The organism is Allobosea sp. GW821-FHT10B12 (assembly GCF_059415545.1).
The window spans coordinates 185,396-198,225 of record NZ_JBWKNL010000005.1 but is presented as its reverse complement, the minus strand read 5'-3'; the positions used below and the strand labels follow the sequence as shown (position 1 = coordinate 198,225).

The window sequence follows — 12,830 nt, the reverse complement described above, 5'->3', positions numbered from 1 at the left end:
ACGTCAGGCGGCGACGGCAGCCAGGCCGAGCGCCGGCTGGATTTCGGCCAGGATCTCGTAGGAGCGCTTGCGGGCGGCATGGTCGAAGATCGCCGAGGCGACGATCAGCTCATCCGCCTTGGTTTTCTCGATGAAGGCCTGCAATTGCGCCCGCACGCTCTCGCGCGAGCCGACGAAGGAGCAGGCCAGCATGCGCTGCGCCTGCGCCTTCTCCGGGCCGGACCAGTAATCCTCGATGTCGTCGATCGGCCTCGGCAGCAGGCCGCGCCGGCCGCGCAGCATGTCGGCGAAGCGCTGCTGCACCGAGGTGAAGAGGTGCTGCGCCTCGGCGTCGGTCTCGGCGGCGATGACGTTGCAGCCGACCATGGCATAGGGCCTGTCGAGCTGTGCCGAGGACTGGAAGCGCTCGCGATAGACGGCAAGCGCATCCATCAGCGCGTCCGGCGAGAAATGCGAGGCGAAGGCATAGGGCAGGCCGAGCACGGCGGCGAGCTGCGAGCCGAACAGGCTGGAGCCGAGGATCCAGAGCGGGACATTGGTGTTGGTGCCCGGCACCGCCTGGATCACCTGGTCCGGCTGCAATGGCCCGAGCAGCGCCTGCAATTCGAGCACGTCCTGCGGGAAGCGTTCGGACGCGTCGGCCTCGCGCCGCAGTGCCCGCCATGTCCGCTGGTCGGTGCCGGGCGCACGGCCGAGCCCGAGGTCGATCCGGCCAGGATAGAGCGTCTCCAGCGTGCCGAACTGCTCGGCGATCACGATCGGCGAATGATTCGGCAGCATGATCCCGCCGGCGCCGACGCGGATCGTCTTGGTCCCTTCGGCGACATAGCCGATCGCGACCGAGGTCGCGGCGCTGGCGATGCCGGTCATGTTGTGGTGCTCGGCCAGCCAGAAGCGGGTGTAGCCGAGTTTCTCGGCATGCTGGGCGAGGTCGCGGCTGTTGTGGAGGGCGTCTGCTGCGGTCGAACCCTCGGCGATGAAGGCGAGGTCGAGGATGGAAAGCGGGAACATCAGGCTTTTCCCTTGCATCGCGCCGGCTTGGCGCCGGGCTTCGCCGCGAAAGATCGGCAGCCTTCCGGCGGCTCGCAAGGCCGCTGCGCGCATGCACGACCGGCTTTTGGCGACGTGAGGTTCCGTACGCTCGCCCGTATCGTCCGAGAGGAGAGCAGCGATTTTGGTTGCGCAACTTGCAACTGGCAGCGGAAATCGCTAGGTCAGCCTCGTCCGAAGGGCCGTGATCGATCACAGCCGGGGGCGGCCGAAATGGCCGGCTCCCGTTTCGTGTTTGGAAAACGGCCTATTGGATGCGGATCGGCCCCTGCGGCCAGGCGCCGCCGTCCACGGGACGGCAAGCTCCATGAGTGGAGCACCGCGCGGATCGATCCGGTGTGCAGCACCAACCCAATCGGCGCCATGCCGGACATCCGCGGGATACGCGGCCGGCGTTCAGGAGCACATATGTCAGCTGTCGAAAGCTATAGCGCGGGTCGCGAGGATTTCGCCGCCCTTCTCGAGGAATCGTTCACCCGGAACGAGGCCCTCGAAGGTACCGTCATCAAGGGCAAGGTCGTTGCCATTGAGAAGGACATGGCGATCATCGACGTCGGTCTGAAGACCGAAGGTCGCGTCGCTCTCAAGGAATTCACCGGCCCGGGCCGGGAGGAAGAGCTCAAGGTCGGCGACGAGGTCGAGGTCTATCTCGACCGGATCGAGAACGCGCTCGGCGAAGCCGTCATCTCGCGCGACAAGGCCCGCCGCGAAGAGAGCTGGGTCAAGCTCGAGAAGGCGTTCGAGGCCCGCGAGAAGGTCATGGGCAACATCTTCAACACGGTCAAGGGTGGCTACACCGTCGATCTCGACGGCGCCGTCGCCTTCCTGCCGCGTTCGCAGGTGGACATCCGCCCGATCCGCGACGTCGGCCCGCTGATGGGCCAGCCGCAGCCCTTCGAGATCCTCAAGATGGATCGTCGCCGCGGCAACATCGTCGTCTCGCGCCGCACCGTGCTCGAAGAGACCCGCGCCGAGGCTCGCTCCGAGCTGGTCGCCTCGCTCGAAGAGGGCCAGGTCATCGACGGCGTCGTCAAGAACATCACCGAATACGGTGCGTTCGTTGATCTCGGCGGCATTGACGGCCTCCTGCACGTCACCGACATGGCCTGGCGCCGCGTCAACCATCCGTCCGAGGTCGTGACCATCGGCCAGACGGTCAAGGTCAAGATCATCAAGATCAACCAGGAGACGCACCGCATCTCGCTGGGCATCAAGCAGCTGCTGGCCGATCCGTGGGATGGCATCGCCGCCCGCTACCCGGTCGGTACCCGCCTGAAGGGTCGCGTCACCAACATCACGGACTACGGCGCGTTCGTCGAAGTGGAGCCGGGCATCGAAGGCCTCATCCACGTCTCCGAGATGTCCTGGACCAAGAAGAACGTCCACCCCGGCAAGATCGTCTCGACCTCGCAGGAAGTCGACGTCGCGATCCTCGAGGTCGATCAGGTCAAGCGCCGCATCTCGCTCGGCCTCAAGCAGACCCTCCGCAATCCGTGGGAGGTCTTCGCCGAGCAGCATCCGAGCGGTTCGGTGGTCGAGGGCGAGGTCAAGAACAAGACCGAGTTCGGTCTGTTCCTCGGCCTGGAAGGCGACATCGACGGCATGATCCATCTGTCGGACCTGGACTGGAACCGTCCGGGCGAGCAGGTGATCGAGGAGTACAAGAAGGGCGACATGCTCCAGGCGGTCGTTCTCGATGTCGACGTCGAGAAGGAGCGCATCTCGCTCGGCCTGAAGCAGCTCGGCGGCGATCCCTTCGTGGATGCCGGCGAGTTCAAGAAGGGCCAGGTCGTGACCTGCGAGATCGTCGACGTCAAGGAAGGCGGTCTCGATGTCAAGATCGCCGGCACGGACATGACGACCTTCATCAAGCGCGCCGAAATCGCGCGTGATCGTGCCGAGCAGCGCCCCGAGCGCTTCGCGGCCGGCGAGAAGGTCGACGCCCGCGTCATTCTCTTCGACAAGAAGGCCCGCAAGATCCAGGTCTCGATCAAGGCCCTGGAAGTGGCCGAGGAGCGCGAGGCGATGGCCCAGTACGGCTCGGCCGACTCGGGTGCTTCGCTCGGCGACATCCTGGGCGCCGCCCTCAAGAAGGCGACGACCGACAAGAAGTGATCATCAGGCCGCGCAAGGCGGCCTGAGCAACCATCGGCCCGCGCGGAGCAATCCGCGCGGGCTTTTGTTTCGGCCGAGGTCGTCATTCTCGGACGGAGCGAAGCGTAGATCCGAGAATCTCGGGACCAGAGTGCGCTGGTTTCCGAGATGGTCGGGTCAAGCCCGACCATGACGAGATGAGTTGGAGACGGACATGCAGGACGCAGCGATCGGGATCGATTTCGGCACCACCAACAGCGTGGTCGCGCTCGCACGTCCGGACGGCTCGGTGACGACCCGCAGTTTCGCCACCAGGCAGGGCGCCGTCGACGCCTACCGCTCGGCGCTGATGTTCTGGCGCGAGGGCCGGCCGCCCCACGCCCATGTCACGCATGTCAGCGGCCCCGATGCGCTCGACATGGCGCTCGGCATGACCACCGAGCACCGCTTCCTGCAATCGCTCAAGACGCATCTGTCGAGCCGCGCCTTCCAGGAGACGCGCCTGTTCGGCAAGCTCTTCCGCCTGGAGGACCTGATCGCGGTCTTCCTGAGCGACCTCTCAGCCGGGCTCGACGATCTCGGCGAGCGCGCCGTCCTCTCCGGCCGCCCGGTGGTCTTCGCCGGTGACCGGCCGGACGAGACGCTGGCGCTCTCGCGCCTCTCGGCCGCCTATGGCAAGGCCGGCATGACCAAGGTCGACTTTGCCTATGAGCCGCTCGGCGCCGCCTACTGGTATGCCCGCGAGCTCAAGACGCCGCAGACCATGCTGGTCGCCGATTTCGGCGGCGGCACCAGCGACTTCTCGGTGATGCGCTTCGAGCCCGGCGCGAGCGGGACCTTGCAGGCGATCCCGCTCTCCCATGCCGGTGTCGGCGTCGCCGGCGACACCTTCGACTACCGCATCATCGAGCACGCGGTCTCGCCGCTGCTCGGCAAGGGCTCGGACTATCTCTCCTTCGGCAAACGCCTGCCGATCCCGGCGCATTACCACGCCGCCTTCGCGCAATGGCACCGGCTCTCGCTGATGAAGAGCAGGGAGACCATGACCGAGCTCAAGGCGCTGATCCGCGACGCGGTCGAGCCCGAGCGGCTCGAGGATCTGATGACGGTGATCGAATACGATCTCGGCTACGAACTCTACCGCGCCGTCTCGGCGACCAAGATCGCGCTGTCTTCGCAAGCGGAAGCGCAGCTCGCCTTCGACCAGATGGGCGTGCGCATCGATCGTACGGTGACGCGGCCCCTGTTCGAGCGCTGGATCGCCGAGGATGTCGCGGCGATCGAAGGCGCGCTCGACGAGGCGTTGGCCGCCGCCGGGGTCGATGGCGACGGCATCGAGGCGGTGTTCATGACCGGCGGCACCTCCTATGTGCCGGCGGTGCGCGCCCTGTTCGACCGCCGCTTCAGCCCGCAGCGCATCCATATCGGCGACGCCTTCCGTTCGGTCGCGAGCGGCCTTGCCCTGCTCGCGCTCGATCGCCAGCGGGCGCTGGCTGAGGCCTGAGCCGGCTCAGATCCAGTGATCGTTCTGCGCAGTGCGCTCGCCGCCCTCATGGCCGGTGTTGAGCGTGCCGCGCGGCTCGATCAGCAGCATGCAGACCTCCTTTTCGGCGAAGGGCTTGTGCTCCTTGCCCTTGGGCACGACGAATATCTCGCCGGGGCCGACGGTGACCGAGCCGTCGCGGAAATCGATCCTGAGTGAGCCGTCCAGCACGAGGAAGGCCTCGTCGGTTTCGGGATGGTCGTGCCAGATGAAGTCGCCTTCGATCTTCACGATTTTGATCTGGTAGTCGTTGAGTTCGGCGAGGACGCGCGGCTGCCATTGGTCGTGAATGCGGCCGAGCTTCTCGGCGAAGTTGATGGCGCGATAGGCTTTCTCGGGCATTTCGACATTTCTCCGATCTAATGGCGCGATGGTTGCGAGCGATCGCCGCCGGCGTCTTGAACGATTGTGCGGCGCCTGCGGCGGTCTCACGCAGTGGCAACTGCCGCCTTGCCCCTCTGGCACCGCGGAGCTACATCACAGGGCCCCGCCCAACGGAGCCGCCGACATGTCGTCCGATGCCGATCTGCTTGCCGATCGTCGCAGCCTGCGGCGCAAGCTGTCGCTCTGGCGGCTGCTCGCACTCGCCGGCGTCGTCGTGATGGTCGTCGCCGGGGCATTGGCCTGGAGCGGGCGCCTGCCGGGCAGCACCTCGCAGGCGCATATCGCCCGCGTCACCATTTCCGGCTTCATCTCCGGTGACCGCCGCACGCTCGACTTGATCAAGTCGCTGGAGGAGAGCCGCGCCAGCGCAGTGCTGCTCAGCATTGATAGCCCTGGCGGCACGGTGACCGGCTCGGAAGCCCTGTACGATGCGGTCCGCAGGCTCGCCGCGAAGAAGCCGGTCGTCGCGGTGGTCGACGGGGTCGCCGCTTCGGGTGGCTACATCGTCGCGCTCGGTGGCGAGCGGATCGTCGCGCGCCAGACCTCGCCGGTCGGCTCGATCGGCGTGATCGCCCAGATCCCCAATGTCGCGAGGCTGCTCGACACGATCGGCGTCAAGTTCGAGATCACCCGGTCGAGCCCGCTCAAGGCCGCCCCGAGTGGACTGGAGCCGACCTCGCCCGAGGCGGCCGCCGAGACGGCGCGCGTCATCGCCGACAATTACGACTGGTTCAAGCGGCTGGTCGGCGAGCGCCGCAAGCTCGCCGATCCCGAGGTCGTCGCGGTGTCCGACGGCCGTGTCCATTCGGGCCGTCAGGCGGTCAAGCTCAAGCTCATCGACGAGGTCGGCGGCGAGCCGGAGGCGATCGCCTGGCTCGAGCGCGAGAAGGGCGTTGCCAAGTCGTTGCCGGTTCGCGACTGGCGCCGCCGCAGCGAATCCTCCTCCTACGGGCTGTGGAGCGCGGGCGAGGCGATGGCGCGCGCTGCCGGTCTGGAGCCGCTTGCGGCGCTGCTGGCGCGCGCGGCCGAAGTTCCGGTCGGGCTGCGGCTTGACGCGCCCTTGGCGCTCTGGCAGCCTGCCGTCGAAAAGTGACGATGTTACAAGCGGTTATATTGCACCCATGATAAAATCAGAACTCGTCCAGCGCATTGCCGAGCGCAATACCCATCTCTACCAGCGGGATATCGAGAACATCGTCGGCTCGATCCTCGATGAAGTCGTCAAGGCGCTGGCGCGCGGCGACCGCGTCGAGCTGCGCGGCTTCGGCGCCTTCTCGACCAAGGAGCGCGCCGCCCGCGTCGGCCGCAACCCGCGCACGGGCGATTCCGTCAAGGTCGAGCAGAAGTTCGTGCCGGTCTTCAAGACCGGCAAGGAGCTGCGCATGCGGCTGAACGGCAAGGCCTGAGCGGGCCGGAGGAGCGGGATGAAGGCTTTCTTCAAGGCGCTGGTGCTCGTTCCGGTCGCACTGCTCGTGGTGTTGTTCTCGGTGGCGAATCGCGCGCCGGTCCGGGTCTCGCTCGATCCGATCAGCCGCGATGCGCCGGCGTTCACGCTTGACCTGCCGCTCTTCGCCGTGATCCTCGCTGCCATCGCCGTCGGCATCCTGATCGGCGGCTTCGCCTCCTGGCTGGCGCAGGGCAAGCATCGCAAGGCCGCGCGGGTCAATCGCCGCGAGGCCGACAAGCTGCGTAACGAGGCGCAGTCGCTGCGCGCCGCCGTGCCGGATTCGGCGCTGCCCGCCTTGACCAACCGCGTCTGAAGATCCCGCCATGCGTTTCTTCTCCGCGGCCGAGATCGACGGCCTGCTGAATTTCCCCGCGCTGATCGATGCGCTTGGCGCAGCCTTCCGCGGCGACATCGTCACGCCGGTGCGCCATCACCATGAGATCGAGCGGCCCGATGCGGCCGCGACCTTGCTGCTGATGCCGGCCTGGACCGCGCCGGAGGCGGGACCCGCCTTTCTTGGCACCAAGGTCGTCACGGTGTTCCCCGGCAACGCCGCGCTCAGTCTGCCGAGCGTGATGGGCACCTATCTATTGATGGACGGCGCCACCGGCGCGCCGCTGGCAGCATTGGACGGCGCCCGCCTGACGCTGTGGCGCACCGCGGCGGCCTCTGCGCTCGCCTCGCGCATGCTGGAGCGTCCGGACACCAAGCGGATGCTGATGGTTGGAGCCGGCGCGCTCTCGCCTTTCCTGATCAAGGCGCATCGCAGCGTCCGCAGCTTCGAGGATATCGCGGTCTGGGCGCGCCGGCCCGATGCCGCTGCCGAAGTGGTCGCCGAACTGGCGCGTGAGGGCATCGAGGCGCGTGTCGCGGAGAACCTGGAGGCCGAGGCGCGGCAGGCCGATCTCATCTCCTGCGCGACGCTGTCGCGCGAGCCGCTGATCCACGGCCGCTGGTTGAAGCGCACCGCCCATCTCGATCTGGTCGGCGCCTTCAACCAGTCGATGCGTGAGGCGGATGACGAGGCGCTGCAGCGCGCCCACGTCTTCGTCGACACCGAAGCCGCGCTGCACGAGGGCGGCGATGTCGCCGTCGCGATCAAGGCGGGCGTCTATACGGCGGAACAGGTCTGCGGCACGCTGGCCGGCCTCTGCCGCGGGCAATACGACCCAGCAGTCGAGCGCGACGACGTCACCTTGTTCAAGTCGGTCGGCACCGCACTCGAGGACCTCGCCGCGGCCATGCTGGTCTGGAAGCTGGCGAACTGAAGCGCAACGCTGACCTTGCGTCTACTGCGACATTAGACCCTGACCACCGGGCCGCCGAGCGCTCCGAGCAGCCATAGGACGATCACGATCACCAGCACGAGGCCGACCACGCCGCCGAGCCCGGCGCCGCCATAGCTGCGGTGGCCGTAATATCCGCCGCCGCCGAGCAGGATGATGAGCAGGATGATGATGAGCAGGGTGGACATGGCTCGCGCCCCTTCTTCCGTCCGCCCGCCTCGCCACTCATCGGCGAGCGGGCGTTCCAAGAACGTCGGGCGCGAAAGGTAGGTTCCCTGAGGTCACTCCGCCTTGATGCCGACTTCGCGGATCAGCCCGACCCATTTCGTCTGCTCGGCCCGGACGAAGGCTGCGAGCTCGGATGGCGTATTGCCGACCGGCTGGGCCGCGAGCTGGTCCATCTTGCCGCGCACGATCGGGTCGGCGATCGCGGCCTTGGTCTCGGCCTGGAGCCGGTCGATGATCGCCTGCGGCGTCTTCGCCGGCGCGAACAACGCAAACCAGGAGGAGACGTCGAAGCCCGGCACGAGGTCGTTGATCGGCGGAAATTCGGAGGCGGTCGGCGCGCGCTGTGCCGTGGTGACGCCGAAGGCGCGAACCGTGCCGGCGCGGACCTGCGGCAGCGCCGGCGTGATGTTGTCGAACATCAGGTCGACGCGCCCGCCGATCAGGTCCTGCATCGCCTGGGCCGAGCCGCGATAGGGCACATGCACCATCTTGATCCCGGTCAGCTTCTGGAAGAGTTCGCCGGCGAGGTGGATCGAGGTGCCGACGCCGGAGGAGGCATAGGTCAGCTTGCCTGGATTGGCCTTGCCATAGGCGATCAGCTCGGCGGTATCCTTGACCTTGAGGGTCGGGCTGACGACGAGCAGGTTCGGCACCAGCGCGACCATGGTGATCGGCGCAAAATCGGTGAGCGGATCGTAGTTGACCTTGGCGTAGAGCGCCGGATTGGCGACGAGACCGACCGAGACGATCAGCAGCGTATCGCCGTTTGGTTCGGAGCGCGCCACTGCCTCGACGCCGATATTGCCGCCGGCGCCGGCCCGGTTCTCGACCACGAAGGTCGCCCCGAGTGCCTGCCCGACCTTCTCGGCGACCAGCCGGCCGAGGATGTCGGTGGCGCCGCCGGGCGTGAACGGCACGACCAGCTTTGGTGTGCGCCCCTGCGGCCAGGCGCCTTGCGCGTGACCGGCGGCCGGCAGGGCGAGCGAGGCGCCGAGGCCGCCGAGCAGCGCGCGGCGATCAAGGGTAAAACGGTTCATCATCCGGTGTCTCCTCCGCTATTCGTCTGGCTTGCCGCCCGTTCTTTGCGCTGCAACATGCCGGCTGAGCCTGTTCCCGTCCAGCCCGGCCGCTGCGCACCGGCTTGACCTGCCGGCGGGCTGCCTGCGATTCTTCCTCCATGCAGCTGCTTCGCCGCTTCGTCCCCCTGATTCTCCTGCCGATGCTGGCCGCAGCCGGGGCCGCGCATGCGCAGTCCACTGCCGAGGCGGAGGCGAAGACCCGCGCCGCCAATATCGCAGCCTATCCCGATGCGGCCCGCGCGCTGTTCGGCCAGAAGACCACGCCTTCGGCCTTGAAAGCGCGCGCTATCGGCTCTTATGCGAAGGGCTGCCTGGCGGGCGCGACCGCTCTGCCGGTCGATGGCGAGAACTGGCAGGTCATGCGGCTCGCCCGCAACCGCAACTGGGGCCACCCCGAGCTGATCTCCTTCCTCGAGCGCTTTGCCCGCGAGGTACCGAAGATCACCGGCTGGTCCGGGCTTCTCGTCGGCGATCTCTCGCAGCCGCGCGGCGGCCCGATGCTGACGGGCCACGCCTCGCATCAGATCGGTCTCGATGCCGATGTCTGGCTGACTCCGATGCCGCGCAAGCGCGTCGACAGCGACGACCGCGAGAACATGGCCGCGACCAACATGGCCCGCGCCGACTGGCGCGACGTCGACCCGAAGAACTGGACGCCGGCCCATACCCGCCTGATCAAGGCAGCGGCGAGCGAGCCGCGCGTTGAGCGCATCTTCGTCAACCCGGCACTCAAGGTCGCGCTCTGCCGTGAGGCCGGCTCCGACCGGAGCTGGCTCGGCAAGGTCCGGCCGATGTGGGGGCACAACTATCATTTCCACATCAGGATGAGCTGCCCACCCGGCGTCGAGGGCTGCGCCGGCCAGGAGCCTCCCAATTTCGGCGATGGCTGCGGCGAGGAGCTCTCCGGCTGGATCGAGCGCCAGCATCAGGCGATCTTCAACCCACCCAAGCCGAAGCCTGGCCCGAAGCCGAAACCCAAGCCGCCCATGTCGCTCGACGCCTTGCCAGCGGAGTGCCGGCAGGTGCTGGTGTCACGCTAGAGCGATAGTGCGGCCCACATTTCCTCTGTCATAGTGGTTCTTCAGCTTGGCCGTACGCGACGCATGTTGCGTCGCGTACGGCCAAGCTGGTGATCAGGGGAGAGCGCAATGAGTGGTAATCCGACCATCGTACTCGTCCACGGCTTCTGGGGTGGGGCCGCGCATTGGAGCAAGGTCATCGTCGAACTGGCCCGTAAGGGCCATGCCGATTTGCGCGCCGTCGAGATGCCGCTGACCTCGCTCGCCGATGATGCCGAGCGCACCCGCAAGATGGTGAAGCAGCAGGCGGGGCCGGTCCTGCTCGTCGGCCACTCCTATGGCGGCGCCGTCATCACCGAGGCGGGCGACCTGCCGAATGTCGTGGGTCTCGTCTATATCGCCGCCTTCGCGCCGGATGCCGGAGAGAGCCCCGGCGGTATCAGCCAGCAGACTCCGCCGGCTGCGATCGCCAATCTGGCGCCGGACAGCGATGGCTATCTCTGGATCAACTACGACAGGTTCCACGAGAGCTTCTGCCAGGACCTGAGCGCCGACGAGGCCCTCGCCATGTCGGTCGCCCAGAAGGCGCCGCTGGCCAGCACCTTCGGCGATACGATCACGGTTCCGGCCTGGAAGAAGAAGCCTTGCTGGTACCAGCTCTCGACCGACGACCGGATGATCCATCCGGACAACCAGTACCGCATGTCCGAGCGGATGAAGCCGCGGCGCATCCTGACGCTCGATGCCAGCCACGCCTCCCTGGCCTCGCGGGCGGGAGAAGTGGCCGGGCTGATCGACGAGGCCGCCCGGGAGGTCGCCAAGGCCTGAGAGGCAAGCAGCTTGAAAGGCGGTGGCGGGGCTCCTCTGCGGATTCCCGCCATTTTCTTACCGCCGGATCGATCCGGTCTGCTGGCCTTGCGGCCGATAGGCGAACGGGTCGTTGCGCGGGTTGATCGGCGGCTCGGATTCGCCCGGCTGCGCGCCGTCGAGGATGCCGTTGCCCTCCTCGTCGCCGACGATCAGCTCCTCGGTCGGCGGCACCGAGCCCGGCAGCTGCAACGGCCCGCGCATGTCGCTCGGCATCGGCTGCGGCTGATAGCGCGGGCTTGTTTGCTGCGGCGCCTCTTCGAGATAGCGCCGCTGGCCTTCCAGTCCGCCTTGGCCGGCGCGATGGGCGACGGAGTAGCCGCCATCGACGGCGCCCGGCGGACGCAGGCCGCCGCTCGGCTGGCGCAGCAGCCCGCCCGAGCCGCCCGCCACCATCGGCGGTGGCAGGCCCTGGCGCGTCGCCGGCTCATGTTGTTGCAGCGCCATGCTGTTTGGCCGCGCCGGGTCCGGCGGCGGCAGGTTGTAGTTGGGCTCGTATTTGATCACCGGCTTGCAGATGTGCCGGCCTTTCGAGTGGCGCGCCAGGTCGATGTGGAAATGGTCGTAGTGGAAGGCGTCGGCGCCGGGGCCGAGCACCGTCGAGAAATGCTCGCAGGCGCCGACGAAGATCTCGCGCAGGAAGGCCTGCTCCTCGGGCGAGCCGCGCCAGCCGTCCTTGACGGTGACGACGCGATTGTCGTTCAGCCGGAAGGAGAACACGTCGACGGCATTGCCGAAGGCATGTTCGGAGGTGCGGCTGGTGCCGGTGCCGTTGTTCATGGCGCGGCAGGAATAGGAGCCGGCACGGATTTCGATCACCTGGGCGCCGAGCACGTTCATCGCTGCCGGCTGCACCACCTCGGTGAACCATTTGTCGGTGGTCGCGACGACGGGGCAGGCCAGTGTCGCATTGCTGGTCAGGGCGACGCTGCCATTGGCGAAGGCCGCGACGCGCAGCGGCTTCTCCATGCCGCAGGTGCCGGGACCGTCGATCGCCTTCTCGCGCAGACTGACATAGGCCGAGAGCTGTACCTGGCGCGAGGCCAGGCACTGGGCTTCGGCCTGATCACGCCAGGCGGCGCGCTGCGGCTTCTGGAACTTGCCGCAGCCGGCAAGGCCGACGCCGATGACGCCGAGCGCGATGAGAGTGAGATGAACGCGACGCATGACAGATCAAATGCGAGGCGTTGGGTGAACGGTTTGTTGACCGGCTGCGTCCTGGAAGCCACGACGGGATTAACTTTGCCGATGGCGTTAAGCCGGGGTTAACGCTGCCGGTGCGGCGTTAAGGTGTTGCCGCCGCGACGGTGCCGAAGGCGACCTTGTTCATCACGCGGCCCGGCATCAGGGTGAAGGCGCCGGCCACGGCCAGTCCGGCGAAGAGCCAGAGCATGGCGGAGCGATGGGCGACGATGTTGCCGCGCCGGCGCATGATGATGGCATAGGGCAGGTTGACGATCGTCAGCACGCTGAGCAGATGGATCGCGCTGTAGCGGCCATTGCTGGTGATGAAAGCCGAGCTCGCCGCTGTCACGGCCATCCCGATCACGAAGATCCAGCCGACGAGACGATGGCGCGCCGTGCCCTTGCGCATGGCGAGGACGGTGAGGCCCGCCGCAAGCGAGATCAGCGCCGCCAGCGCGTGTAGCTGCATGATGGCCGGCGCGGCGAACAAGGGGGCGAGCGTCATCGCGATGTCCTCGCGGGGGGACTACGATGTCGAGCATAGCGTCGAGATGTGAATCCTGCGTAAGCCAGTTGGCGTTTGCGCAAGGTCCGCGCAGTTGCGCCGATGGGAGCTGCACTCCAACTTACGCCGCAACGTCATGGCCC

General features: G+C 67.3%; 14 protein-coding genes. 8 read left to right on the top strand and 6 right to left on the bottom strand.

The genetic code is table 11. The features are described 5' to 3' along the window. Positions 1 to 3: 3 nt before the first annotated feature. A complete protein-coding gene (locus tag AC07O0_RS18620; protein WP_494625168.1) occupies positions 4 to 1,011 on the bottom strand; it encodes an LLM class flavin-dependent oxidoreductase in 1,008 nt (335 codons plus the stop codon). 447 nt (positions 1,012 to 1,458) lie between these two features. Here AC07O0_RS18620 and rpsA point away from each other — a divergent pair, with 447 nt between their 5' ends. Both rpsA and AC07O0_RS18610 read left to right on the top strand, forming a co-directional pair. Continuing rightward, entirely contained in the window at positions 1,459 to 3,165 is a 1,707-nt protein-coding gene (gene rpsA / locus AC07O0_RS18615; protein WP_494625167.1) for a 30S ribosomal protein S1, read from the top strand. A gap of 193 nt (positions 3,166 to 3,358) precedes the next feature. Beyond that, a complete protein-coding gene (locus AC07O0_RS18610) occupies positions 3,359 to 4,648 on the top strand; it encodes an Hsp70 family protein (RefSeq protein WP_494625166.1) in 1,290 nt (429 codons plus the stop codon). A gap of 6 nt (positions 4,649 to 4,654) precedes the next feature. Here the strand turns inward: AC07O0_RS18610 and AC07O0_RS18605 are convergent, their stop codons facing one another. Further along, on the bottom strand, positions 4,655 to 5,029 hold the full coding sequence (locus AC07O0_RS18605) for a cupin domain-containing protein (protein ID WP_494625165.1): 375 nt from the start codon (positions 5,027 to 5,029) through the stop codon (positions 4,655 to 4,657). Positions 5,030 to 5,195: 166 nt separating this feature from the next. Between AC07O0_RS18605 and sppA the strand changes: the two genes are divergently transcribed. From sppA to lhpI, 4 genes are read left to right on the top strand one after another with little or no spacing between them, the layout of a single operon-like run. Beyond that, entirely contained in the window at positions 5,196 to 6,164 is a 969-nt protein-coding gene (sppA, locus tag AC07O0_RS18600) for a signal peptide peptidase SppA (protein WP_494625164.1), read from the top strand. A gap of 28 nt (positions 6,165 to 6,192) precedes the next feature. Further along, a complete protein-coding gene (gene ihfB, locus AC07O0_RS18595; protein WP_092155113.1) occupies positions 6,193 to 6,477 on the top strand; it encodes an integration host factor subunit beta in 285 nt (94 codons plus the stop codon). An 18-nt stretch (positions 6,478 to 6,495) separates the two neighbouring features. Further along, positions 6,496 to 6,831 (top strand): LapA family protein, encoded by a 336-nt coding sequence (locus AC07O0_RS18590; protein ID WP_454026752.1) that lies wholly within the window; start codon positions 6,496 to 6,498, stop codon positions 6,829 to 6,831. Positions 6,832 to 6,841: 10 nt separating this feature from the next. Then, entirely contained in the window at positions 6,842 to 7,786 is a 945-nt protein-coding gene (gene lhpI, locus AC07O0_RS18585) for a bifunctional Delta(1)-pyrroline-2-carboxylate/Delta(1)-piperideine-2-carboxylate reductase (RefSeq protein WP_494625163.1), read from the top strand. Positions 7,787 to 7,818: 32 nt separating this feature from the next. Here the strand turns inward: lhpI and AC07O0_RS18580 are convergent, their stop codons facing one another. Together AC07O0_RS18580 and AC07O0_RS18575 are read right to left on the bottom strand one after the other, a co-directional pair. Then, entirely contained in the window at positions 7,819 to 7,992 is a 174-nt protein-coding gene (locus AC07O0_RS18580; RefSeq protein WP_436096777.1) for a DUF3309 family protein, read from the bottom strand. Between the two features lie 93 nt (positions 7,993 to 8,085). Beyond that, a complete protein-coding gene (locus tag AC07O0_RS18575) occupies positions 8,086 to 9,069 on the bottom strand; it encodes a Bug family tripartite tricarboxylate transporter substrate binding protein (RefSeq protein WP_494625162.1) in 984 nt (327 codons plus the stop codon). A 140-nt stretch (positions 9,070 to 9,209) separates the two neighbouring features. On the opposite strand from AC07O0_RS18575, the gene mepA reads away from it, so the two are divergent. Further along, a complete protein-coding gene (mepA, locus tag AC07O0_RS18570) occupies positions 9,210 to 10,151 on the top strand; it encodes a penicillin-insensitive murein endopeptidase (RefSeq protein ID WP_494625161.1) in 942 nt (313 codons plus the stop codon). Between the two features lie 108 nt (positions 10,152 to 10,259). After that, positions 10,260 to 10,958 carry an alpha/beta hydrolase gene (locus AC07O0_RS18565; RefSeq protein WP_494625160.1) on the top strand — a complete coding sequence of 233 codons (699 nt, stop codon included), beginning with the start codon at positions 10,260 to 10,262 and terminating at the stop codon, positions 10,956 to 10,958. 57 nt (positions 10,959 to 11,015) lie between these two features. On the opposite strand, the gene AC07O0_RS18560 is transcribed toward AC07O0_RS18565, so the two are convergent. After that, positions 11,016 to 12,164: an extensin-like domain-containing protein gene (locus AC07O0_RS18560; protein WP_494625159.1), complete on the bottom strand. Its 1,149-nt coding sequence runs from the start codon at positions 12,162 to 12,164 to the stop codon at positions 11,016 to 11,018. Positions 12,165 to 12,282: 118 nt separating this feature from the next. Then, entirely contained in the window at positions 12,283 to 12,687 is a 405-nt protein-coding gene (locus AC07O0_RS18555; protein ID WP_494625158.1) for a DUF2306 domain-containing protein, read from the bottom strand. Positions 12,688 to 12,830: the final 143 nt, after the last annotated feature.